At 63.1% G+C, this 24,318-nt stretch carries 14 protein-coding genes and 1 pseudogene; 4 read left to right on the forward strand and 11 right to left on the reverse strand.

Annotated elements, in window-relative coordinates; genetic code table 11:
- Window positions 1-48: 48 nt before the first annotated feature.
- The 6 genes from ACZ5J0_RS09280 to ACZ5J0_RS09305 form a co-directional block, all read right to left on the reverse strand.
- Window positions 49-1,275, reverse strand: a complete 1,227-nt coding sequence (locus ACZ5J0_RS09280) for a VWA domain-containing protein (protein ID WP_165450202.1) — start codon at window positions 1,273-1,275, stop codon at window positions 49-51.
- On the reverse strand, window positions 1,272-3,677 hold the full coding sequence (locus ACZ5J0_RS09285; protein WP_464094645.1) for a DUF5682 family protein: 2,406 nt from the start codon (window positions 3,675-3,677) through the stop codon (window positions 1,272-1,274). The genes ACZ5J0_RS09280 and ACZ5J0_RS09285 overlap by 4 nt, the downstream gene beginning before the upstream one ends.
- A 3-nt stretch (window positions 3,678-3,680) precedes the next feature.
- Window positions 3,681-4,787, reverse strand: a complete 1,107-nt coding sequence (locus tag ACZ5J0_RS09290) for an ATP-binding protein (RefSeq protein WP_142939301.1) — start codon at window positions 4,785-4,787, stop codon at window positions 3,681-3,683.
- The gene (locus ACZ5J0_RS09295; protein WP_464094646.1) at window positions 4,784-6,226 is read right to left on the reverse strand and encodes a DUF5691 domain-containing protein; all 1,443 of its coding nucleotides are present in this window, start codon (window positions 6,224-6,226) and stop codon (window positions 4,784-4,786) included. The genes ACZ5J0_RS09290 and ACZ5J0_RS09295 overlap by 4 nt, the downstream gene beginning before the upstream one ends.
- Window positions 6,223-7,521, reverse strand: a complete 1,299-nt coding sequence (locus tag ACZ5J0_RS09300; RefSeq protein WP_166842124.1) for an SWIM zinc finger family protein — start codon at window positions 7,519-7,521, stop codon at window positions 6,223-6,225. Before ACZ5J0_RS09300 ends, ACZ5J0_RS09295 begins: the two co-directional genes overlap by 4 nt.
- Window positions 7,522-7,629: 108 nt before the next feature.
- Window positions 7,630-9,564 (reverse strand): FAD-dependent monooxygenase, encoded by a 1,935-nt coding sequence (locus ACZ5J0_RS09305; protein WP_166842125.1) that lies wholly within the window; start codon window positions 9,562-9,564, stop codon window positions 7,630-7,632.
- Window positions 9,565-9,733: 169 nt separating this feature from the next.
- Between ACZ5J0_RS09305 and ACZ5J0_RS09310 the strand changes: the two genes are divergently transcribed.
- Entirely contained in the window at window positions 9,734-10,684 is a 951-nt protein-coding gene (locus ACZ5J0_RS09310) for a 5'-3' exonuclease (protein WP_166842126.1), read from the forward strand.
- Window positions 10,685-10,885: 201 nt separating this feature from the next.
- Window positions 10,886-11,443, forward strand: a complete 558-nt coding sequence (locus ACZ5J0_RS09315; RefSeq protein ID WP_166842127.1) for a hypothetical protein — start codon at window positions 10,886-10,888, stop codon at window positions 11,441-11,443.
- A gap of 601 nt (window positions 11,444-12,044) precedes the next feature.
- Here the strand turns inward: ACZ5J0_RS09315 and ACZ5J0_RS09320 are convergent.
- The 3 genes from ACZ5J0_RS09320 to ACZ5J0_RS09330 form a co-directional block, all read right to left on the reverse strand.
- The gene (locus tag ACZ5J0_RS09320; RefSeq protein ID WP_464094647.1) at window positions 12,045-14,204 is read right to left on the reverse strand and encodes an HNH endonuclease signature motif containing protein; all 2,160 of its coding nucleotides are present in this window, start codon (window positions 14,202-14,204) and stop codon (window positions 12,045-12,047) included.
- 128 nt (window positions 14,205-14,332) lie between these two features.
- Window positions 14,333-16,012 carry an acyltransferase gene (locus tag ACZ5J0_RS09325; protein WP_464094648.1) on the reverse strand — a complete coding sequence of 560 codons (1,680 nt, stop codon included), beginning with the start codon at window positions 16,010-16,012 and terminating at the stop codon, window positions 14,333-14,335.
- A 144-nt stretch (window positions 16,013-16,156) separates the two neighbouring features.
- A complete protein-coding gene (locus ACZ5J0_RS09330) occupies window positions 16,157-17,047 on the reverse strand; it encodes a helix-turn-helix transcriptional regulator (protein ID WP_464094649.1) in 891 nt (296 codons plus the stop codon).
- A gap of 129 nt (window positions 17,048-17,176) precedes the next feature.
- On the opposite strand from ACZ5J0_RS09330, the gene ACZ5J0_RS09335 reads away from it, so the two are divergent.
- On the forward strand, window positions 17,177-18,220 hold the full coding sequence (locus ACZ5J0_RS09335) for an NAD(P)-dependent alcohol dehydrogenase (RefSeq protein ID WP_166840833.1): 1,044 nt from the start codon (window positions 17,177-17,179) through the stop codon (window positions 18,218-18,220).
- Between the two features lie 56 nt (window positions 18,221-18,276).
- The gene (gene hrpB, locus ACZ5J0_RS09340) at window positions 18,277-21,054 is read left to right on the forward strand and encodes an ATP-dependent helicase HrpB (protein ID WP_464094713.1); all 2,778 of its coding nucleotides are present in this window, start codon (window positions 18,277-18,279) and stop codon (window positions 21,052-21,054) included.
- A 58-nt stretch (window positions 21,055-21,112) separates the two neighbouring features.
- On the opposite strand, the gene ACZ5J0_RS09345 is transcribed toward hrpB, so the two are convergent.
- Both ACZ5J0_RS09345 and ACZ5J0_RS09350 read right to left on the reverse strand, forming a co-directional pair.
- Complete coding sequence (locus tag ACZ5J0_RS09345) at window positions 21,113-22,747, reverse strand: amidohydrolase (RefSeq protein WP_464094650.1); 1,635 nt, start codon at window positions 22,745-22,747, stop codon at window positions 21,113-21,115.
- Window positions 22,737-24,193: pseudogene (locus tag ACZ5J0_RS09350) on the reverse strand (APC family permease). The gene ACZ5J0_RS09345 and the pseudogene ACZ5J0_RS09350 overlap by 11 nt, the downstream one beginning before the upstream one ends.
- Window positions 24,194-24,318: the final 125 nt, after the last annotated feature.

Raw genomic sequence — 24,318 nt, forward strand, 5'->3', positions numbered from 1 at the left:
TTCTCGTCCCGTTGCCCTCACGCCGCCAGAGAAACCAGTGGTTGCGGGCTACTTTTCGTGACTCGTAGGGATGCCCTGGGAGGCTGCCCATTCGCTGACATCCCGGCGCTCAATGGCTGCCGCCATCATGTCCGGGAACAGATCCGGCGTGCACGCGAAGGCAGGAACACCGATCCCCGCAAGTGCTGCGGCGTGGCTGGAGTCGAAGGATGGGTGACCGCTGTCGCTCAAAGCCAGCAGGGCGATCATGGTGGTCCCGCCACCCACAATGGAAGCGGCACGACGCAGCATCTCTTCCGCTATTCCACCTTCGTAGAGGTCGCTGATGAGCACAAGGATGGTCTCGGCGGGTTTGGTGATCTGGTCCTGGCAATAGGCGAGGGCCCGGTTGATGTCCGTGCCACCGCCCAGTTGCACGCCGAACAGCACGTCCACTGGATCGTCCAGGTCTTCGGTCAGATCCACCACTTCGGTGTCAAAGACCACCAACCGGGTGCTTACTGACTTAAGTGAACTGAGGACCGCTCCAAAGACGCTGGAGTACACCACTGATTCGGCCATGGAGCCTGATTGGTCAATGCACAGAATGATCTCGCGCTGAATTTCGGTGCTGCGCCGTGCGTGTCCATGGAGCCGCTCGGGCACCACCGTCCGGTACTCGGGTTGATAGTGCTTAAGGTTGGCGGCAATGGTCCTGTTCCAGTCGATATCCCTATGCCGTGGACGGCGGGTCCGTGCTGAACGGTTGAGCGCCCCGGAGACTGCCTGAATTGTTTTGGCGCGCAGCCGTTCTTCCAGCTCTTTGGTGACCTGCCGAATGACCGATCTGGCTGTCTCCCGGGACTCCTCCGGAATCACCCGCCCCAGGCCCACCAAGGTGCTCACCAAACCGATGTCCGGTTGGACAGTTCGCAACATTTCCGGTTCCAGAAGCAACTGCCTCAAGCCGAGTCTGTCCATGGCATCGGCCTGCATCACCTGGACCACCGAGGAGGGAAAATAGCCGCGGATGTCGCCAAGCCATCGGGCCACCCGCGGACTGGACGAGCCTAGACCTCCGCGCCGGGCCGACCCGCCACCATAGAGCTCTTCCAAGGCCTCATCACGGCGGACATCATCGTCCGACAGTTGAACCGGCACCCCTTCCTCGGTTGAGATGCCGTCAGCATCATGCCCGCCCAGCACCAAACGCCAACGGCTCAACCGGTCACGCCCGGGCCCGGCGGAATCCTCCAGCGCGCCAGAGTCACCTGTCACAGCTGCATCGTTGCTCATGCGATTGCCTTCCATCCCAGAATTCTTGCCATGGTTTGCAGCGCAGGGCCGGCGTCGAACAGGTCAATGGGAGAGGAGTCTGCTGCGTAGCCGGTAGAACCGACCCGGCTTAACTGTTCGCCGATTTCGCGCCGCTCAGGCCTGCTGAAGGCGGAAAAAGTCCGCCGGATCAAGGGCAAGACGTCCTCGAAAACGTCATCGTGCACTCCTTCCACCCACTCATCAACGATCTGCAGAAGCCGCCGATCATGGATGAGCAAGGTGGCGTCGCCGGACAGCAGGCCGTCCAACCAGGCTGCGGCTTCCGAGGCTGGGGTAGCGATCGATAAGCGCCGGCTAAGGCGTGATGCTACGTCGTCTCCTTCCACCAGGCCCGCATCCAACAGGAGCCTGGTGGCCCGGCCCGCCACCGAGCCATGGATCGAGTCAGAGTTGGCCACGGATGAGAGGGCCGTATGCCAGTCATCCAGTGGCAGTTCCGGCAGTAAGCTCAAGCCATTCTGTGCAGAGTCGATCGCGCGGCGCATCACACCCGCGGCCTCATCATCAAGGCCGGCGCAGGCGGTGGGCAGTCCAACGCACGAGCGAATCACCGTGGCTTGCAGAATTTTCCCCACATCACTGACGTCTACTCCACGGACGTTGCCGTACCGGCATGTGCGGGCCAACGGCGCGATGGTTTCCAAGAGGGGAGCAACGTCCTGCTGCAGGGCGGTGCGTTCAGCCAAAGCGGACACGACGCCGGCAATTCCGTCGGGTAGCTCGGCCAGCAGACAGCTTTCCAGCAAGCTGCTGAGAACCGGCAGGCCTTCGGCTGCCTGCGCCTGTTCAGAGACAAAAGCAGCAGCGGCTGAGGCGACAGTGGTGCCATAACGGCTCGCTTCCACCAAGGAGACAGCCAACTCTGGTTTCCACAGCAAGGTCCATGCTTCTTTGAAGGTGCCGGAAGTCCTGCCGGCGTCCGTCAGCTGACCCCAGGCCACACCCAGCAGTTCCAGGCGGTGCAGGAGGACCGAACGGGCCAACTGGTTCGGCTTGCGCAGGTCCAGGACCATGACCTCTTCCATGGCACTGGGTTTCATGCGCAGCTTTCGCTGGGTAGCGGCGAGGTCCGCTGCCAACGGTAGGGTGGGCACGGAGTCCGGGACGTTCCCTAGCTCGCGACCAACAGTCAATTCGCGATGAACCAAGGCCAGCGGCAGCGGCGAACCATCGCACAGGACTGTCTGCGCGGCATCGTCCAGCTCCGGCAAGCCAGGGGTGGGCCGCCCACGAACAGCTGCCAACGCAGTAGCCATCCTGCTGGCCTCCACCACGGACGCCGTGGATGCATCCAGATTCTCTTTACGCAGCGCATGGGCTACCCGGACCAGCCACGTGGTGGCAACATCCTGCCCGGGGTCCTTGGCCATCCAATGCGCGAACAGGTGTTGGTACCAGCCCGGGGCAGTGACCCCTGCTCCGTATCCGCTGGCCAAGCTAAGCCTGTTCGATGTCCAGGGAACCCACGTGACAGCCACTTTGGCCTTCGGCAAACCGGCGAGGACTTTGTTGTCGGCGGAAACCGAAGGGAACCCCGACGGCACTAAGGCCGGTGCGTGATAGGCGCCGCACACCACGGCGATGCGTTCATGCCCTTCGCGCATGGCTGCCCGCAGGAAGCGTCGCATGGCAGCTTCCCGGCGGTTATTCTCCAGCACGTCAGGATGGTCCGCGGGACGCTGATCCATGGCCCGGATTACCGTGATCGCCTCGATGAGAGCTTCAAAGCGCTCAACGGGGTCCGTGTTGCGGTGCTCCACGGAGTCTTCCCACCATCGTTCCGCGTCGCTGTAGCCCGCAGCTTCGGCCAACATGCCAATCGCATCGGGTCTGTACGCCTGCTGCGGGGCGGCCGGGGGGTTCTCCATGTCATCCGAAGGCTTACCGTCGACGGCGGCATATTCGCCGCCGTCGTCGGAAGTGGCAACTAATGGTTTTTCCTTCTCCGAAGCCGCCGAGGCTGGCTCCTGTGCGGTTCGTTCCTGTGCGGTTCGTTCCTGTGCGGCTCCTTCCTCTGCTGCTCGTTCCTCTGCTGCTCGGAGCGCGAACGTGTGGGCGGCGGGCAGGTCAATGGCACGCACGGGCTTACCCGTGGACAAGGCCCAGCGGATTGCCACCCACTCGGGCGAGAACGCGGCCATGGGGTAGAAGGACGCCAGGCGAGGCTCATCCACCGCATAGATCAGGCCTGCGACCGGGGGAAGCATGTCCGGGTCCGTGATCAGCGGGATGACCTGGTCAAGCTCCGGTGGCCCTTCCACCAGCACCACATCAGGCCGAAGGGTCGCAAGGGCTTCCGCGACGGAATGGGCCGAGCCCGGACCATGGTGCCGGATCCCCAGAACGTGGACGTCTGTCATCTTTCAGTTGGACGATTCGAGGTCGCGGCAGGCCCGGTACAGGTCTTTCCAGTCAGGCCGGTTCCGCACAACGGTCTCCAGATATTCCTGCCAGATCACACGGTCCTGCACAGGGTCCTTGATCACCGCGCCCACCAGACTGGCGGCTACATCCTCTGCCCGGACCGTGCCATCACCGAAGTGTGCTGCCAGGGACAACCCATTGGTCATCACGGAAATGGCCTCTGCTGTAGACAATGTGGCAGATGGGGACTTGATGGTGGTCCGCTGGTCCTGGGTCACCCCCGACCGAAGTTCGCGCATGACGGTAACCACTCGGCGGATCTCGGAAAGTGCAGCCAAATCGGCGGGCAGCTCCAATGACTCTCCCAAGCTACGAACACGGGTGGTCACGATCTCCACCTCCTGGTCGATGCTGTCCGGGAGCGGCAGGATCACCGTGTTGAACCGGCGGCGAAGGGCGGACGAGAGATCGTTGACGCCTTTATCGCGGTTGTTCGCGGTGGCGATCACGTTGAAGCCCTTCCGTGCCTGGACTTCCTCGTTGAGCTCAGGAATGGGCAACGTTTTCTCGCTGAGAATAGTGATGAGGGAGTCCTGCACGTCGGAAGGAATACGGGTCAGTTCTTCAACCCGCACAAGGCTTCCGGTCTCCATGGCGCGCATCACCGGGCCGGCAACCATGGCGGCGCGGGACGGGCCATCGGCCAGCAACCGGGCATAGTTCCAGCCGTACCGCAGAGCCTCTTCAGGGGTACCCGCAGTGCCCTGCACTACCAGCGTGGATGAACCGGAGATGGCTGCGGCGAGGTGTTCACCAAGCCAGGTCTTCGCGGTTCCCGGCACACCCAGCAACAGCAGGGCCCGGTCTGTGGCCAGTGACGCCACGGCGATTTCCACCAGGCGTTCCGAGCCAAGATACTTTGGGCTGATCTGAACACCGTTGGCCAACGTACCCCCCAGGATATAGGTGGTGACAGCCCAGGGAGAGAGCCGCCAGCTGGGTGGGCGGGGGCGGTCGTCAACAGCGTCCAAAGCGCTGAGTTCATCGGCGTACGCGTTTTCGGCGTGCGCGCGAAGAACCTCCGTGGCGTTCTGGGTATCGGTCATCGGAAAGCCTCCGTCAGGGATTGTTTGAATGATTGGTATTGGACAGCGTCGCGCAGCACACGGCGCCTGGAAGCGTCTTTGTCAGTCTGTGCCAAAAGCTGCCGGCAACGCTCGGTGACCTCCGGTGGAAGCGCGGTAGGCAGGCCTTCGGACAGGATGACGGCCAGACGGCCCCCATCCTTGCCGGAAATCACTGTCAATACCGACTCTGCCAACGGCACGGACCACGGCTGCGGCAGGTCTTGCAGGAGTGGAGCCAGTGTCAGTGGCTCGTCACTGCTTTCCCGGACGTGGCGCTCGAGCCAATGTGCCCGCTCATCGGGAGGGAGGCAATCGAGCAGCCTCCTGTCTGTCAGGACCCCAAGAAGCGCACGGGCCCATTCAACATCGTTGCGGGCGGCAGTTGCAGCGATCATCGCGTTCAGGACGCGGGGCTCGTCCTGCAGCAGCGCAACGGTAGCCGGGCGGTTACGGCCTGTTACCGACGTCCACACGTCCAGCGGTGCCCCTCTGACGATGGCCTCCAACCGTGCCATCCGGTCCGGTTCGCCCTTGCGTGGGTCCGCTGGAACGCCGTCCCGCAGAGCCTCCTTGTCAGGGTCCGGGGGGAGGTCTATCTCCAGCCGTTTGCTCAGGAGCCCTTTGAGCTGCAGCAAAGGCTTCAGCCTGGCGGCCATCCGAGCAGCACGCGCACTTCCGGGAAGCTGGTCCAGGAGCCGGAGTGCCACGTCCCGTACGCCTTTTGCTTTGTCGTCCAAGGCCTTCTCCAGCAGAGCTTCGTCGTTGTCATGGAGGTTTCCGGCGAACAACGCCAGATTGCCTGCCCGTTCCCGGGCGCTGAGCGACGTCCAACACTCGCTAAGTTGTATGCGTGCAGCTGCTGGATCACGGCCTCTCAGCGGTCCGTAGCCTGCCGCAGCATCAGAGCCGCGGAGGCCAGTACTTTGGGTTGCGGGCTCTTGAGAAGGCTGGCCTTTGATCTCCTGCATCCACCGGCCGCGGGTTCCAATTGCCGGTTCCATACGCCTGAAGACAATGGACTGAGTCTCAGCCAACGTCAGTAACGCCGGCAGCAGCCGGTGGGGGACCCGTCGTCGTGCTTCTTCAGCCAACGTCAGCCAATCCACTACCAGCTGGGTCCTCAGGCCAGGACCCACAGGTGCCTGGGTCAGCAAAAGTTCCAACAGCCGTGCGGCCTCTCCGCCGGCTTGTGGCACTGCGTCAGCAGGCGCCGGTGAAGGAAATCCTGCACTGGAGGCGGCAGAGGCTGTCCGCGTCGCCCGGGTCACAATGTCAGCCAGCGCGGCCTGATCCAACAGGGATTCCTCCCGGCTCAGTCCATCGGGTGCTTGAAATCCCAGCTCGGCGGGCGGTTGGGGGGCGTCGTGCCGTCCGGTACCCACCAGCGCTGCTGTTCGCAGCTCCGCCAACCACATCATGGGGTCACCACCCTTCCGTCAACCACCACGGTCAGGGGACGCACTCGACCATCTTCCAGTTCACCAAAAATACTGGCAGCATGGCCACCGGTCAGTGCCAGCAACGAGTCGAGCGGGGCGTCCACCAATGGGAGTGCGTCGCCGTGCGGATCGTGCAGCCACCCGGTTCCCTCGGAATTGACCGTGACTTCGTCCAAAAGCACGGGAATCCTGGTCCGCCACGGTGAACGGGCAACAGCGGCAGACTCGTGCTCAAGGGCTTGCACAATACTGTGCCCCGTGCCGAGGCTTGAAGCCACGTCCAAGGGAGTGACAGGGCCCGTGAACATCCCGCGCTGCGGTGTTGTTCCGGGGTAACGGGCAACTGTGACATCAAGCAGAGCCCCGGCAAGTTGCGGCGCCGCCAAACCTTGGCCCTGCGCGGCGAAATCGAGGAGCACTACTACCGTTCCGTCCGGGCCTTGTATCCACGTTCGTTGTTGCTGCAGGCGTCCGTCATCGCTCCGGTGCGCTCCCAGAACCAGCCAAGGACCCGGCAGCGATTCAGTGCCCTGTACATCGGCAGACGCCGTGGCCCACCCGAGGGCAGCCTTGACGTCCGCGAATTCTTCCGGCGTGAGGTTGTCCCTGCCTGACCATGCCTTGGTTAAGGCCCACCAACGGCCCGCGTGGCGTAGAAGATGGTCAGCCCAGTCGGTCCTGCCGTGGACTTGGGAAGCCATGTCCCGTACCTGTTCGGCCAGACCAGGAAGCTGGGAGTCCACCAAACGTGCTGCAACGGCATCCCACCATGAATAGGGCTGGTTGCGGGCAGCGGCAAGTCCAGTGCGGACAAGGTCCGTCAGCCAGCGCGAAAAATCGTCGACCCCCGCGTCCATCAGGGCGAGTCTGGCGGTGAGACGCTTTGCCTGCGCTTCCGGATCGGCGGGCTGCACCGCATTCCGGCGTTCTTTGACCGTGGCGCGAACAGCCCGTTGGTCTGCCCACTCCTTAGCGAAATCAGCGGTCTCGGCTCCCGCCTCTGCCGCCTCGCCCCGTGCCCAGAGCAGGAGCAGAGCCAAGGCATGTTTGCACGGGAATTTTCGGCTGGGACACGAGCACCGGTAGGCGGGCGCCACAATGTCTACGCTCACTTGGTATGGCGTTTTTCCGCTGCCTTGGCACTTACCCCACACAAGGTCGTCGTTGCTGCCGCAGTCCGTCCACGGACCCGGATGCGCAAGCTTCCGTGCTGCTGCCAGTGAGGAGGAGTCCGGGGCCGCGTTAATGACTGTCTCTTCGCTCCAACGCCCCATGCCTCACATTCTGCCCGACGGCTCCGACACTATAGAACAGCGGTGAGGGTGTGGCGTTGGAACTGCCGGGAAGCCGGCACTCGGCTCCCCGGCACTGCCCTTCGCTCGCTAGGCCTGGTTACTGACCAAACCCGGCTCGGTTCGGACACCTTTACTCCGCTCCACGGCTAAAAGCGATGCGAAGAATTCACCGAGTTCGCTGGTCGCGGTCAGGGGCAGGACGTTGGCGACGTACTGATCAGGGCGGACCACAACCACCACTCCGTCACGGCTGAGGCCACGCAGCTCGAAGATGTCGTTGTTGGGGTCGGTGCCGAACACCTTTTCGAGATAGGTCAGCCTGAAGGGTCCAACAGTAGGCTTAAAGGCCGCGGGTACCGCATTGATGTCCACCTTGGTGTGGTCCTGCTGGTAGACCACCTTCACGTCGAACCAGGCGTCGCGGTCAGCGTCCGACGGCGTAGCGGCCAGCGGCGAAGCAGGCGAGTTCGCGATCCACTCGGCAAAGTCAGCGACCGGGCCCGGCGCTCCTGCCTCTGCGGTGTCGGCGAAAACGTAGATGCGCCACCGGCCGTCCGCTTTGGCGTGGTGGCCCAGGTGCATGGGGTTGGTGTCGCAGACCCGAAGGACGGGCGCTGATTTGAAGCGCTTTCCTACGGGGAAGCCGGTGGCAAGGTCCTGGTACCGTGCGTCGGCAACCACCATCGAGGGCGCGTATTGGGTCATGAAACCGGCAGGGAACTCGGCAGTGCTGGTGTAAAAGGTTTCCAGTTCCGCCGGGTCTTCGAATTCCTCGGGTTTCTTGGCCATCAGCGTTGACCACTGCTTGTCGAAGTCAATGAGGTTCTTCGCCACCACTTGCCGTTCAGCCGAGTAGGTGTCCAAAAGAGATTCGGGGCTGCGGCCTTCCAGGACGTGGCCGAGTTTCCAGCCGATGTTGAAGCCGTCCTGCATGGACACGTTCATGCCTTGCCCGGCTTTGGCACTGTGGGTGTGACACGCATCTCCGGTGATGAACACCCTCGGGGTGCGGGTACCGCGGTCCTCCGGCAGAACGTCGTCGAACCTGTCCGTGAGCCGATGACCTACCTCGTAAACGCTATGCCAAGCGACGTTACGGACGTCAAGAGTGTACGGGTGGAGGATGTCATTAGCTTTCTGAATGATCTGCTCAATGGTGGTCTTTCGCACTGCACCCTTGTCCTCAGGGTTGACTTCGCCCAGGTCCACATACATGCGGAACAGGTGCCCGCCCTCGCGCGGGATCAGCAGGATGCTGCCACCGGAGCCGGACTGGATGGCGCACTTGGTGCGGATGTCCGGGAAATCCGTCACTGCCAGCACATCCATGACACCCCATGCATGGTTCGCCTGATCGCCGGCCAGGTGACATCCGATCGACTCACGGACCTTGCTGCGGGCACCGTCAGCACCCACAACATACTTGGCACGGATGACCCGTTCCTGGCCTTCATTGGGTCCTGAGGTGTGACCCAAGGTCACCTCAACCGGGTAATCACCTTCGCTGGTGACGTTGAGGCCCTGAAACTCATAGCCGTAGTCGGGTTTCATTCGTGTGGGGGAGTTGGCCATGAACTCCGCGAAGTAATCCAGGACACGGGCTTGGTTCACGATCAAGTGCGGGAACTCACTGATCCCTGCCGGGTCATCCACGGCCCGGGCAGCCCGGACAATGCGGGAGTGATCGGCCGGGTCCGGTTTCCAGAACGCCATCTCCGTAATGCGGTAGGCCTCCGCGATAATTCGCTCGGCAAATCCGAACGCTTGGAACGTCTCCACGCTGCGGGCCTGGATGCCGTCCGCCTGACCGATGGCCAAACGCCCTGGACGGCGCTCAATAATGCGCGTAGTGATGTTCGGGAACTGGGAGAGCTGCGCCGCCGTGAGCATACCCGCGGGGCCAGTGCCCACAATCAAAACATCCACCTCGTCAGGAAGCTCGGCGGGACGATCGATCCCTACGCCGGCGGCCGGCTCAACTCGCGGGTCACCGGATACGTAACCGTGGTGATGAAACTGCACGGGCTTTCCTCACTTCTTTGTGGGCAATAACAGAGAACGATGTTCGATAATAGAACAACCTGTTCTATTATCGCTCACATAATCGTAATGCGGCTCACATCCCGGTTCAAGTCCCTGGCGTCTCTTCTGCCAGAACCTCGTGCTGCCTCCTGCGCATCAGGTCACGGGCATGTCAGGATCAGGTATGCCGCGACTGATGCTCTTGGACACTGCCTCTTTGTATTTCCGTGCCTTCTACGGCGTGCCAGATTCCATTCGCCGAGCCGATGGGACGCCTGTGAACGCAGTGCGGGGATTGATGGACATGATTGCCCGCCTCACTACCGACTACGAAGCCACGCACTTGGTGGCCTGTTGGGACAATGATTGGCGTCCGCAATGGCGCGTGGACCTCATCCCCAGCTACAAGCAGCACAGGGTGGCGGAGATTGTGCCCAACGGTCCGGATGTGGAGGTTGTTCCGGACCCTCTTGAGGCACAAATCCCGATGATCCGACACGTCCTGGACCTCGCCGGGATCGCCGTTGTGGGCGTCGACCAACACGAGGCCGACGACGTCATCGGAACCTACGCGAGCCACGCAACCATCCCGACGGACGTGGTCACCGGTGACCGGGACCTCTTCCAGCTTGTCGATGATGACCGAGAGGTCCGCGTCATTTACACAGCACGCGGTATGAAGAACCTGGAAGTTCTCACCGAAGTCGTCGTGGTGGGCAAGTACCGTGTCCTGCCCCAGCAGTACGCCGACTTCGCAACACTTCGCGGCGATGCCTCCGACGGCCTCCCCGGCGTCGCAGGCATCGGCGAAAAGACGGCTGCGTCGCTGCTTGCTGCCCATGGGTCGCTGGAGGGACTGCTTGAGGCTGCGGAAGCTCCCGACGGCGGTTTGTCGGCTACCGTGCGGGCCAAGCTGTCCGCGGCGGCTGACTATCTCAAGGTGGCGCCCGCCGTCGTGAATGTTGTGCGTGATTTGGACGTCCCGACACTTCGAGACGCTGGCGCTGAGCTGCGCCCCGTCACAGGAGACGCGCGGACAGAACTTGAGCAGTTGGCCACAGAATGGAACCTGGGTGGATCGGTCAAGAGACTGCTGGACGCTCTGGACCGTTTCCGATAAGGGCAATATCCCATAGGAGCAACGTCCGATAGGGGCAAGTCCGTTGGGTGCAACCCTCACAGACTCCCGTTCACTTTCACAGCCGAATGACAGGTTCAGAACAGCCTGGACTGTGGTGGGTCTCCCATCGTGTTAAGAGGACGGAACCATTGACCGTCCCTCAGACACAAGCCGTACCAACGGCTCATTGAGGAGAGGCATATGTCGAAAACCAAGAGAATCACACTGGGACTTGCGGCCGGAGCTCTGGCGCTGGGGGCAGGATTGGGTGCAACCAGCATCGCTACAGCTGCCACCACACCATCGCCCAGTGCCACGTCATCCGCGGACGCCACCACCCCGTCAGATCGCGGTGGTAGGCCCGGCGGTCACGGACACGGGCGGGACGGCGGCCAGATCGCCGCGGAACTGGCCACAAAGCTCGGCGTGGACGAAGCGAAAGTCGCTGAAGCCTTGAAAGCGTTCCGTGAGGCGAACAAGCCCACCACGCCTCCTGCAGAAGGAACGGAAGGAACCAAGCCGGACCGCGCAGCACAGGACGCTGCCCTGGCGAAGTCGCTCGCCGAATCGCTGGCTGTTGACGAATCCAAGGTCACCACAGCCCTGGAAGAGATCCGCGCAGCAGGCCAGGCAGAACGTTCCGCCGCCCTGAAGACCAAGCTCGACAAAGCGGTCACTGACGGCAAGTTGACGCAAGCCGAAGCTGACGCAGTAACCAAAGCAGTCGAAGCCGGGGTCATCGGAGGAGGCGGCCGCTAACGTCACAGTGAAGGAGGTCCCGGCCACGGGGTCCCAGGAAGTGAACCGGACTCGGATATGAACTGGAAGCGGATATGAACTGGACCCCGAAAGCCGGACTTGCCCAATAGGCAGGGATACCAAGAAGCGAGGGCCTGGGCACGGTATTGAGCCGTGCTCAGGCCCTTATTCTTTTACAAGATGCGGTCGTTGGTGTCTGAGCGGACCTCAACCTGGCAGTTCCGCACTGGCGCATAAGAGGCAGCAAAGCTGTTTCGGTACTGGTGAACCTCCCTTTCCGAGCCCGACGGAGACGGCATGTTGAACGAGGCCTCACACTAGTACGGCCGGCCCCTTGCTCTGGCCCCTGTAACGAGGGGGTAGGGGCACGCATTGCGCGCCGGAACCGGGTGGACCCGGCGCAGGGTTTTGCCGGGCTGCGCCGCCAGCGCGGGTATGTACCAACGGGCGCGCAGCTGTGCAGCGACCGCCGGGGTGTGCAGAGCCGGATGTGTCGCCCAACGCCCGGTTCTGCCGACGGGCGCCTGGCTGCGACGCAGCGCGGGAATGTGTCCACGGGCGCGGGACTGTGTCGCTGGCGTGGGGCTGTTGTGGGTTGGGTTTATGTTCGTTGGGGTGTGTGGTGGTGGTTGCGTCGGGGTCTTTGGTGGGGGTCGATGTGGGGTGGGGGGATGAACCAGGGGGCGCCGGTTGTCATGTCGATGCGCCATTGTTCTTTGTGGATGATGTGGTGGTGGTGGCTGCAGAGCAGGGTGCCGTTGTCTGTGCCTGTGGTGCCGCCGTGGGACCAGTAGGTGGTGTGGTGGGCTTCGCACCAGGGTGCGGGCATGGTGCAGTCGGGGAAGGTGCAGCCTTGGTCGCGGGCGGTGATGGCTTTGCGGATGTGGGGTGGGAAGATCCGGGTGGTGCGGCCGATGTCCAGGATTCGGGAGTCGCTGCCGAGTAGGACGGGGATGATGTCGGCGTCGCAGGCGATTTTGCGGATGGTGGTGGGGTGGATCGGGCCCAGGAACGTCGCTGTCCCTGTGCTGGGCCGGTACCGCGAAGCGCCGGTGCCGGGTTGGTTGGGCGTGTTTGGCTGGTTCGGGGCCGTGGCGGAGCCGCTGGATTGGTCGGCTTGGCGGGTTGTTCTATTTTGGGCTGCGTGGCCGGGCCCGGTGAGCTGGGTGAAGAGGTCGCGGTGGTCGATGGTGACAGTGAGTTGGGGTCGGAGTCCGCCGTTGGAGGGCAGCTTCCCGGTGCTCATCGCGACACTGCACGCACCGACGAGGCCGTCGAGGAGTTTCTGGGCCCTCGAACGCCGGTCCAGGTCCGGGCCGTCAGCGGTGTCCTTACCAGCTGAGTCTGTGGAAGCCGGGCTGAAGACTGCTGATGCGTGCACGGGTGATGCCTGCGGTGTTGATGCGTGCACGGGTGATGCGTGTGGTCCGTGACCGTGCGAGGTTTCGTTGGTTCGTCCGTGACCGTGCGAGGTTTCGTTGGTTCGTCCGTGACCGTGCGAGGTTTCGTTGGCTCGTCCGTGACCGGCACCGGTAATGGGGGAGCTGGCGGGTGCTGTGTCGGGTGGTGCGGTGGTGAGGCGTGGGTTGGTGGCGGTGTTCATGGTGGTGGTGAGGGTTTCGTATTGTTCGTCGGTGGCGAAGATTTCGATGTGGTGGAGTCCGTAGCGGCGTCGGCGGCGTAGGAACGCGCCTTGGTGTTGGCGGAGTGCTTCTTCGGTGGGTTCGGGGCCGTCGTGGTCTATCAGGTCGGTCCAGCGTCGGGCCATTTTGGTGACGAAGTCCGGGTCGGTTTCGATGGCGGTGGTGGTGAGGGCGTGTTCCATCCGGGTGAGCATTTCTTCATCGGCGAGGTGCCGGACTTTGTCCAGGGCGGTGCTGATGATCGACGCCGAGCGTGAGGGCAGCTCTCCGGAGGCGAGGGCGTCGGCGAGGGCTTCGCGGCGGGCCGGGACGTCCTGGCCGGTCATCCCGGTGTGGGGGAGGACCTCGGTAGCGAGGGCGAGCCTGCGCCGGGCTTCAGCGATACCGATCCGCAACCGTGCCCGAAGGAACTCCGCCGTGTTCCGGTACCCATCATCCACGACGCTGGCAGGAGCTGTGACCTTCGAATCCGGGACGTGTTCGGTCCAGCCGGTCCGCCATTCCGGTGCGGCCGCTGACGCCCCCGGCCGAGCTTGCAGTGCTTGCTTCCGGGACCGTTCCACCGCCTGCGCAGCAACAACTTGCAAGTACTCCACGTTTCGGGAGATCTCCTCGACCCTGCCCGCGAAATCAGCCGCCTCAACAAACCCCAACAACCGCACCTCATCGGCCGCTATTGATCGCAGCGCATCAGTTGCGGCAGCACCCTCAAGGAGCACGGCCTCCAGGACCGCCGCACCGGCCGCCGCGGACTCCGCGGACAACCCGGCCGCTGGTTCTTCTGTCAGGGTGGATTCCCCGCGCCCGGACGAATGCTCGTGCAGCACACCAGGCACCGGTTCTTCTGTCGGGGTGGATTCCCCGCGCCCGGACGGCTGCTTGAGCAACAACGGGGGCACTTCTTCCGGCCCTGGTTCCCCAAGCCCATGCAACGATTTGAATCCAAGAAGCAGCCCAGCGTTCCAAGAGGGATCAGCGGCGGGTCCTGCCGCCGTCGAGGGCTTGCGCACCGATGGCCGGGAAAGCATGTCCGAGGAAACGGGGGAGCCAATTCCAGGCACCTCACTGGCGCCGGGGGAACCGTCCCGCCGCGCCACGACCTGCCCAATGCCTTCCATAACCCAACCCTGTCACGAAGGCTTCACCACCATCAGACCCAATCGACGCTATGGGGAAAACCCCACCACTGCTCACACCAGAGGTCCTCGTTGGGTAGCCGATCGCGGAAAACATGGTGATGAGATGCCTATAGGGTCGGCAGCGAAAGGGCAGGTTCAGGTCGGTGGACGCCCCGGGGCCGATATCCGAGCGTTCCAGCGCAGCCAAGAAGGTCGGCCAGGTACCAGATGATTGCCAGCCACATCTCCGTGCCCTGCAGCGTGGGGACGTTCGCGTCTCCGGTTGAGGGTTCAGCACTAAAGGCCATCCCCTCGCCGGGCACCCACCGTTCAAGTGCCTGCCCGAGCTGAGTCCGTGCCCAATTCCGGGCATCCTCCCGGCGGTGCGTGGTCTGCTTGAGCGCCAGCCACAGTGGGTGCACCACGTCCAGGACGTTGCAGGCGTTCTGCCGGCCGGGGGAGAAGTATCGTGGGTCCGCGGCATGCTCCAGAACAGTGTCTACCAGCCGCTCAACGTGAGGAATCGGTACGCCGAATTGGGCGAAGGTGCCGCGCGTCAGTCGGTAGCAACCGTTGACTACCTCCAATCGATTGTCGTCCGTTGGGGTGACCCATGTTCCCGAGGCGGAACTGACCCTTGTCAGCAGCCAACCGAAGAGAGCCTCGAGGGAACCCGTGGCATTGGGATGGGATTGCGCGAGGTTCCAATACGCAGCCGTCCCCCATGCGTCCACCCAAGCACCGGATCCCCATGCTTCGTTACGCCACGGGAGAGTATCCAGGGAAGACCTTACCGCTGCCGGATCCATGTCAGCTATGGCGTGGATCGGATGCTCGAAGCGACTTCCGATGAGGTCCAGGGCATAACCGACAGAAAGCACATGGTAGGTGGCAGGACCGGCGCCGAAGGTGATTGTTGAATCCCCGTAGACGTCGGACCCGAACTCTGGAACCAGGCCCGTGACGGGATCTTGGAGCTTCCGGAGCCGCGCCATGTGTTCGTCCCGTGACAGTTGCGGAGGGACAGAACCCAGCAGCAAGTCCGCGATTTCAATCGCGTCGCAATGGGCCCTGACGGTCGGCTCAGCACCTGGCTGGTCGCGGTAAGCGCCGCCTGCTTCAGAGGTCCAACTCCGCCCAAGAAGGGCTGATGCATCGGCGCGTGCAGCGTTGGCGAAGGCAGCCAGCTCAGCCATCAAGGCGTCGTCGGACGGCGCCTCAACAGCCGTAGCCGGGATTGTTGCCTCTCGCCGGTCCCTGATCCGGCGCGCAGGGTTTCCACCCACAATCGACCATTCCGGCACATCCTTGGTTACCACCGCTCCTGCGGCCAGCACTGCGTGCGAGCCCACAGTAACGCCGTCAAGAACCACAACATTCGAACCGATCCAGACATCGTCCCCTATGGTGATGCCCTTACTCGTGAGTGGCTGCTTAAACACAGGCTCAGAAGCATCCATGGAGTGGTTGAAACCGAGGATGGACGTGTGGGCACCGATCCGCACGCCGTCGCCCATGGTGACGTTGCCTCTGACTACGCTGAAAGCATTGACGGTGCAATCATCGCCCAGGGTGATGGCGCCTGTGATGTAAGCGTAGGCCGCGATGAAAGAATCAGCACCGATGGAGAGCGTGTCGGGATCCACGTTCGCCAAGGGAGACAGGAAGGCCCGCTCGCCAATTTTAGCTCCAGCACGTTTAACCAAACGTTTGTGGTGGGCGTCCTGCGCCTGGCGTTCAGCTTCCGAAGCAGAACTCCAGAAGGTCCACGGTGAGTAGTCATAGTTGAGGCCGTGCTGAGGATTCACGTTGATGTCTCCATGGTGGGGCGAAGCTGGAAAGCGCTTCCCCCATTATTCGCGGCTACAGGAGGGCGGTCAATGCGGCGTCGGTAAACGATCAGCCTCGATCCCTCCGGATGTCCACACTTCTTGTCAGTGACCCATTCACTTCTAGTGAATGTCCCGGACAAGCCCCGAGTTATCAGTGCCAGTGAGAGCCGTCGCTGCCCAGCTTGCCAGCAATTTCAAAGCGTCGTCCGTGCCGGTGCCGGGCTCGGCGTTGTAAACCGTCAAGGTCATGCCGGCGTCGGCCGACAATTCTAGGGCTTCGTACAGCAAGTGAAGGTCGCCCACTATTCGGTGGCGGAAATGCTTTTTCCCGGAGTAGTGCTGGCGGACATTGTGCGATGCCCAGCGGACCCGGAACTCCTCGCTGCGGGTGGAAAGCTCGCCCACCAAGTCGCTGAGGCCGCGGTCGTAGGGATCCATGCCGGCTTCGGTCCGCATAATTGCCACGGTGTCGTTTGCGGCACGTTCCCAATCCGTGTAGAAATCGTGGCTGCGAGGGTCCAGGAACAGGAATCGTGCATGGTTTGGTGGTCCGGAGGGGCTGTCGTAAATGTCGGCATACAAAGCCCGGCCCAGGGCGTTCGTTGCCAAGAGGTCCAAGCGACCGTTGCGGATGAAAGCGGGCGAGCCGCTAATCGCATCCAAGGTGAGTTGTACGCCCGGCCGGATGGCCTGCTTCCGGACCGGTCGACGGCGGGACTTGCCGCCGTCGCTCGCCGCCCGGGCGAGATCGTAGAGGTGGGCTCGTTCGGCGTCGTCGAGTTGGAGTGCGTTCGCCAGGGATTCCAGCACGATCTCCGAGACCCCCGCGAGGTTTCCCCGCTCAAGTCGGGTGTAGTACTCCACGCTTACGCCGGCCAGCATGGCCACCTCGCCGCGACGTAGGCCCGGTACACGGCGGTTGCCGCCATAGACGGTCAGTCCCGCTTGCTCGGGCGCGATCTTCGCCCTCCGGGTGGAGAGGAAGTCGCGCGTCTCGGTCCGATTGTCCATGCTTCAACGGTAAATCCTTTGGCCCGCTGAGGGAGTCCCTGTCATTACCCCTAACAGCAGTGACTCCTTCCTCTCAGGGAAACAGGGTTAGATAGAGATATCCAACAAAGTGAACCACGCAGGAGAAACATGCCTACCGCTAACGCTTACGCTGCCCCCTCGGCCACGGGCGACCTGACCCTGACCACCATTGAACGTCGCGAGGTCGGCCCCAACGACGTCCACATCGACATCAAGTTTGCGGGTATCTGCCACTCTGACATCCACACGGTCCGCGGTGACTGGGGCCCGCAGCAGTACCCTCTGGCCCCTGGTCACGAAATCGCCGGAATTGTCACCGCGGTCGGCTCGGACGTCACCAAGCACAAGGTGGGCGACCGTGTTGGCGTCGGCTGCATGGTGAACTCCTGCAAGGAGTGCAAGAACTGCCTGGCAGGAGAGGAACAGTATTGCCTCAAGGGCAATGTGGGCACCTACGGTGCTGTTGACCGTGACGGCACCATCACCCAGGGCGGCTACTCCAGCAACGTCGTGGTGAATGAAGACTTCGTGGTCACCATTCCGGAAGGTCTGGACCTTGACGTCGCCGCTCCGCTGTTGTGCGCCGGCATCACCACCTACTCGCCCCTGCACCACTGGGGTGCCGGCCCCGGTAAGAAGGTTGCCGTGGTGGGTCTAGGTGGACTCGGCCACATGGCAGTGAAGATTGCCGACGCCATGGGTGCTGAGGTCACCGTGCTTTCGCAGTCGCTGAAGAAGATGGAAGACGGCTTGAAGCTCGGCGCCGACCACTACTACGCCACCAGCGATCCCTCCACGTTCGAGGAACTTGCGGGCACCTTCGACCTCATCATCAACACCGTGAGCGCCTCCATCGACATCAGCGCGTACCTGCAGTTGCTGACTCTCGACGGCACGTTGGTCAACGTTGGCGCACCGGCCGAACCCCTGCCCGTCAACGTTTTCTCGCTGATCACGGGTCGTCGACGCTTTGCCGGTTCCGCAATCGGTGGTATCCGCGAAACTCAGGAAATGCTGAACTTCTGCGCGGAGCACGGCCTCGGCGCAGAGATCGAGGTCATCCCGGCCAGCAAGATCAACGACGCTTACGAGCGCGTCCTTGCCTCGGACGTCCGCTACCGCTTTGTCATTGACGCCTCCACTATCGGCTAGAGTCGCTGCACCATAAAGGTGCCGCACCATAGAGGCGCCGCACCATGAGAAAGGCCATGCCCCTTGACGGGCATGGCCTTTCCTGTTCCCGCAGCAGGGACAATGGTCTGGTGACTTTCAGACTGGACACCATCGGCACGGGGCTGGCTTTTGCTAAGTCCCTCGCTGACCTCACGGCGGCCCTGACAATCCAGGCCGACGCCGGCGCTCTCCGTGGGCGAAAGGCGGCGTTTGGGGGAGCGGTAATGGTTGGAGGCATCGCCGTGGTTCAGGCACCTCCGGGCACAGGTAAAACCACCCTGGTCCCGCCGTTGCTCGCCAATCTCGTGTCCGAACAGAACCCTGGCCAGCCACGCGTTGTCGTGACCCAACCGCGCCGTGTGGCAGCCCGCTCAGCCGCACGCCGCCTGGCCTCGTTGGACGGAAGCCGCCTCGGTGACAGAGTGGGCTACACAGTCCGGGGTGAAAGCAAGGTCAGCAAAGACACCGTGGTGGAATTCGTCACGCCGGGCATTCTCCTGCGGCGGCTTCTGGCTGACCCCGGACTTGAGGACGTGCACGCCGTGGTCCTGGACGAAGTCCACGAACGCGGCCTGGAAACGGATCTCCTGGCGGGTATGCTCGCGGAGGTCGGGGAGCTGCGCGGTGACCTGACCCTGGTGGCGATGTCGGCAACTCTCGACGCACCGCGCTTTGCAGCACTATTGGGAGCGGGCGGGGACCCCGACGGCGGTGTGCCGGCTCCGGTGGTCGACTGCCCTTCGGCGCTGTACCCGCTGGAAGTCCAGTGGGTTCCGGCCCGGGAGCATCGTCTGGATACCAGGGGAGTGTCCCGGAGTTTCCTCGATCATGTGGCCAACACAGCAGCGGCTGCCTACTCGGCTGCCCTGAGCCGGAATCCCGCGGCGGACGCCCTGGTTTTCCTCCCGGGAGCCCGGGAAGTTTCCGACGTCGCCACCCGTCTTCGCATGCAGCTGCCCCACAGCGTGGAAGTTCTCGAGTTGCATGGCCAGATCGGTCCGGAAGCCCAGGACCGGGCGGTATCTGGCCGAGGACCTGGCGGATCACCGCGGATCATCGTGTCTACATCCTTGGCGGAATCCTCCCTCACGGTGCCCGGCGTGCGTTTGGTCATTGACTCGGGGCTTTCACGGGAACCGCGCCGGGATGCCGGCCGCGGCATGTCCGGACTCGTGACCGTTTCCTGTTCCCGTGCCTCGGCCGATCAGCGGGCCGGCCGTGCAGCGCGACAGGGCCCAGGAACGGTGGTTCGCTGCTACGACCAACAGGCCTATGGCGCAGCTCCGGCACATCAGACCCCTGAAATCTCTGTTGCAGACCTCACCGGCGCGGCTCTGATTCTTGCGTGCTGGGGTGCGCCGGGCGGTTCGGGGTTGAAGCTCCCGGACGCGGCGCCTGCCGTCGCCATGACCGACGCCGTGGAGGTTCTGCGTGAACTAGGCGCCGTAGGACAGGACGGAACGGTCACCGCCATGGGTAAGACTTTGGCCCGCATCCCTGCGGACCCCCGGCTTGCCCGCGCCTTGTTGGACGGGGCCGCGGTGGTGGGGCGCCGCACGGCCGCTGAGACGGTGGCACTCGTGGCAGGTGACCACAGAGCACCCGCTGCCGACCTAACAAAGCTGCTTACTGCACTGCGTTCGGGATCAGACCCCGGCTCCCGTCGTTTCGCCGAGGACGTCAGGCGGATGCAGTCGTTGGCAGAGAAGGAAATGCGGTCAGGGGACGGGGCTGCCGGGGTCGGGTCTCCCCAACCGGCCGCCGATGTCACGGCAAGGGAAGCACCCGGCTTTGTGGTGGCGCTGGCTTTCCCGGACCGCATAGCCAGGCGCGTACCCGGTGATGGGTCCACCACGTACTTGCTGTCGTCCGGGACGCGGGCCGGGCTTCCCTCGGGGAGTTCACTGTCCGGGCATGATTGGCTTGCTGTGGCCGAGGTGTCACGCGCCCAGGGGCGCGATGCCGCCGGAACCGGCGCCGTGGTCCGTTCTGCCGCGCCATTGTCAGCCGAACTGGCCGTAGAAGCTGCGCCGGGCCTTCTTACGGAGAAAGTGCAGGCAAAGTTCGATCAAGGTCGGGTGATGGCCAGGCTGGAACGCAGTCTGGGTGCCATCGTGTTGTCCTCCACCCCCGTTCGCCCCAGCGCGGAATCGGGGCGGCACGCAGTGTCCAGAGCGTTGGAAAAGTCGGGATTGTCCATGATCGGCTGGTCAACGGCAGCTGATTCCCTACGCCGGCGCCTTGCCATGGTGCACCGTGAAATCGGGAGTCCGTGGCCTGACGTCCGTGAGGCTGCCCTGCTATCCACACTTGATGAGTGGCTGGGCCCGGAGATGGAATCGATGGCAACCGGGACACCCGTCAGCGCCATAAACCTTGTTGACCCCCTCAGGCGCCTGCTCCCATGGCCGGAGGCCGCTCGGCTCGACGACCTCGTGCCGGAGCGTCTGATGGTGCCAAGTGGTTCGCGCATCCGGATCGACTATCCCGAAGTTCCGGACAGTACGCATCGCGGCGGAGCGAATCACGATGGTGCGGATCACGACGGCGGCCGTCCGGTGGTGGCGGTCAAGCTTCAGGAATGTTTCGGTTGGGACAGCACGCCGCGCCTCGTGGATGGCAGGGTTCCAGTCTTGTTTCACCTGCTATCCCCGGCAGGAAGGCCGTTGGCCGTCACGGACGATCTCGCGTCGTTCTGGTCCGGTCCTTACTCCCAGGTTCGGGCCGAGATGCGTGGGCGCTACCCCAGGCATCCCTGGCCCGAAGACCCGTGGACTGCGCCGGCTACGGCTAAGACGAAGAACAGGATGTAGCCCAACGCGTGCTCCGGGAGCCTCCGTCGGGGGCCTCCGGAGCACGCTCCAGGAAACGCTAAGCGAGCCGCTCCAGCATGAACTGAATCTCGCCGTCCACGAACGTTCCCAGAACGCTGCTTGCCGCAAATTCATCCGGGGCAGTGGTCAGTGGATCGAGTTCAAAGGCCGTGAAGTCTGCCCGCTTGCCCACCGTAATGGATCCCGATACGTCCCACAGCCCTGCAGCTTTGGCCGCGTGGGAGGTGCATCCCTCCAACGCCTGAATCGCGGTGAGGGCTTGGGATGGTGCGATGGGTTGCTGGTCCGGATGTCCCGATCGCCGGCGCAGTTGGGCGTCCGCGATGATCGGGAGCGGCTCGAAGGGTGCGATCGGCCAGTCAGAGCCGATGCCCAGCGTCACCCCGGCATCACGAAGGTCCCTGCAGCGCCAGGCCCTGCCCGCCCGCTCAGTGCCAAGGCGCGTGGACCAATTGTCGCTGTGATCGGCCATGGAGTAATGGGTGCAATGGGTCGGCTGCATGCTCGCCACTACTCCTGCACCACGGAAACGCTCCACCAGCTCATCCGGCACAGTTTCTATGTGCTCAATCCTGTGAACAGTTCTGCGCAGAACATCACCAGGGACCACATGGCGCAGGGATTCGATGGCCTCCAACACGTGATCAACCCCGGCATCTCCGATTGCGTGCGTGGCAGTCGGAATACCGCGGGAAGCAAAATAGCGGACGGCCGCGGAGTATTCTTCGGGACGCGGCCAGAACGGCGCAGTGGACTGTCCTTGAACATCAGGTTCATAGAGCCAGGCCGTCCCGTTGTCCACGGTCCCATCGACGAACAGCTTTATGGCTTCAATGGACCAGCGGCGTCCGCCTGTACCGATACTGCGGGCCAACTCCTTCCAGCTGCCCTCGCCGCTGCCCGGCATGCACCACGGCGCGGCCCGGAGCCTCAGTGGGAGATCACCATCGGCCTCCAACGCGTGGAAGAGCTCGGCAGATTCAGCGCTGTGGTCCATGATGTGACCGCCGGTCAGCCCCGAACGGGCGAAGTCTCTCAAGAGCTCGCCTAGCCGCGCTTTGCGCTGGGCGAAAGACTCTTGCGGGATATGGCGCTGGACCAACTCCATCGCAGCGGCTTCGAGCAATAATCCGGTGGGCACACCGTCTGCGTCGCAGACCACCTCAGAGGCCTGGTCGAAGTCATAGCTGCCATGGATTCCGGCCAGTTCCAGGGCTCGGCTGTTTGCCAGCGCTGAATGTCCGTCGAACAAGCGGATGAACGCGGGCTGCTCGCCTGAAACCCTGTCCAGCACACTTCGGTGCAGCTGTACTGAGCCGAAAGCGTTCGGGTTCAGTCCCCATCCACGCAACCAGCCGCCGTCGTGTCCTGCTTCTGCCCGCAATACGGTGAGGACGTCTTTTAGGGTCGCGGCACCGTTGAGGTCAGCGCCTACCGTCAGGTCCAAGCCGAACACCGGGTGAATATGGCAATCCACCAATCCCGGCGTGAGTGTCGCGTTGCCAAGGTCCACCACTTGGGTGTCCGTTTGCTGCCACTGGCCGGCATCCTGGCGACTACCGACGGCGGCAATCAACCCGTCGCTGATGGCAACGGCCTGGACTGGCTGGCCAGGGTGTAGCTCGTCCATGGTGTGAATGGTGTCGGCAAGGATGATGAGGTCAGGAGTCATGGGTTTCGAAGCTTCCGATCCGGGCGAAGACGTGGGGGCGGGTGGTGCGCAGTCTGCGGGCAATCAGCAGGCCTGCAAGGAAAACAGCGGGGGCGACCATCAGCAGGATGGTGTTGGTCAGGGCGTCGGCGAAGGTGAGGAGCTCGATGTTGATGGCTATCAACGCCACAACACCGAACAGTAGGACGGCCGAGGCCACGCTCAAAGGAATGAGTATGCGGTTGGTGGCTGCGGCTCGGTTTCGTCGCAGGTAGATGAACGCTGCGACGGACACCAGTCCCTGCAGAGCCACAATCCCGAAGATACCCGGCGTGTTGACCCAGATCAGCAGTTGCTTGTACGGGTCGGCACCGGCGATGGCGCAGACGATAATGACGACGGCGGCCAGGATGGTCTGCATCTGACCGGCACGGTGCGGGGACTTGTACTTGGGGTGGGTCCTGCCGAGGAACGCGGGGAGCACGCCGTCATTGGCGAGCATGTACACGTAGCGGTTGATGGCGTTGTGGAACGCAAGCTGGGAGGCATAAACGCTGGTCACAATCAGCACATACATGACTACTTCGGCCCAAGGGCCCACGTACTGGTTGATGGTGGCAAAGAACATGCCGTCGGCTAGCTCGCCGGCAGCAACAACCACGTTTCCATCGCCGTAGGCCTGGATAACGGTCCACACAATGAAGGCGTAGAACACGGACATAAAACCCACCGCGATGTAGGTTGCCCTGGGTACGGACTTGTCCGGATTCCGGGCCTCGCGCCGGTACAGCACGGTGGACTCGAAGCCCATGAAGGCAGCAAAGCAGATGGCCAGGATGGCAAGAACACCTGGAGTGAAGGCGTTTTCAGGGGAGAAGGAGGAGAAGCTGATGCCTTGGGCGCCGCCGCGTGCCAGGATTCCGAAGCCCATGATGGCCAGGATCGCGGTTTCGGCGATGAGCAGGACGCCGAGTACCTTGGCGCCGACGTCGATCCCGCGATAGCCGAGGAACCAGACCGCCGCGATGGCCCCAGTGCAACTACGGGCCAGGGAACATCCAGGCCGAAGAGGGCGCGAAGCATGCCTTGGGTTTGGACGGCGAACAACCCGTACACGCCGATTTGTAGGCAGTTGTAGGAAACGATCGCCAGGATGGCTGAGGCCAGCCCTACCGTCTTGCCCATGGCCAAGGTGATGTAGGTGTAGAAACCACCGGCTGCTTTGACGTGCTTGGTCATGGCCATGAAGGAGATCGCGAAAACCAGCAGGACTGCTCCGGCAATGATGTAGCCCATGGGGGCGCCTATGCCCCCGACGCCAATGGCGAGAGGGGCAACGCCGGCCATCACTGTCAGGGGAGCCGCTGCGGAGATCACCAGGAAGGCAATACCGCCGGTGCCTATGGCATTTCTTTTGAGCCCGTTGCCGGCATCTGCTGCCGGAGGTCGGGTTTCGAGGTCGGACATGGGGATCCTCTGGGTGTTTGGGGAGGGAAGATTCAAAGGTGAGCCAGACATAAAGCGAAAGGCTTTCGTTTATGGTAGGTCTTTGTGACCGGCGGCACAATACTTCGACGCAAAGTTCTGGCTAG

The sequence above is a fragment of the Arthrobacter sp. DualSoilB13 genome (assembly GCF_055389195.1).

Coding starts and splice junctions, on each gene's coding strand:
- ACZ5J0_RS09280 (WP_165450202.1), bottom strand. CDS start 1,275: ATGAGCAACGATGCAGCTGTGACAGGTGACTCTGGCGCGCTGGAGGAT.
- ACZ5J0_RS09285 (WP_464094645.1), bottom strand. CDS start 3,677: ATGACAGACGTCCACGTTCTGGGGATCCGGCACCATGGTCCGGGCTCG.
- ACZ5J0_RS09290 (WP_142939301.1), bottom strand. CDS start 4,787: ATGACCGATACCCAGAACGCCACGGAGGTTCTTCGCGCGCACGCCGAA.
- ACZ5J0_RS09295 (WP_464094646.1), bottom strand. CDS start 6,226: ATGATGTGGTTGGCGGAGCTGCGAACAGCAGCGCTGGTGGGTACCGGA.
- ACZ5J0_RS09300 (WP_166842124.1), bottom strand. CDS start 7,521: ATGGGGCGTTGGAGCGAAGAGACAGTCATTAACGCGGCCCCGGACTCC.
- ACZ5J0_RS09310 (WP_166842126.1), top strand. CDS start 9,734: ATGTCAGGATCAGGTATGCCGCGACTGATGCTCTTGGACACTGCCTCT.
- ACZ5J0_RS09315 (WP_166842127.1), top strand. CDS start 10,886: ATGTCGAAAACCAAGAGAATCACACTGGGACTTGCGGCCGGAGCTCTG.
- ACZ5J0_RS09320 (WP_464094647.1), bottom strand. CDS start 14,204: ATGGAAGGCATTGGGCAGGTCGTGGCGCGGCGGGACGGTTCCCCCGGC.
- ACZ5J0_RS09330 (WP_464094649.1), bottom strand. CDS start 17,047: ATGGACAATCGGACCGAGACGCGCGACTTCCTCTCCACCCGGAGGGCG.
- ACZ5J0_RS09335 (WP_166840833.1), top strand. CDS start 17,177: ATGCCTACCGCTAACGCTTACGCTGCCCCCTCGGCCACGGGCGACCTG.
- hrpB (WP_464094713.1), top strand. CDS start 18,277: ATGCCCCTTGACGGGCATGGCCTTTCCTGTTCCCGCAGCAGGGACAAT.
- ACZ5J0_RS09345 (WP_464094650.1), bottom strand. CDS start 22,747: ATGACTCCTGACCTCATCATCCTTGCCGACACCATTCACACCATGGAC.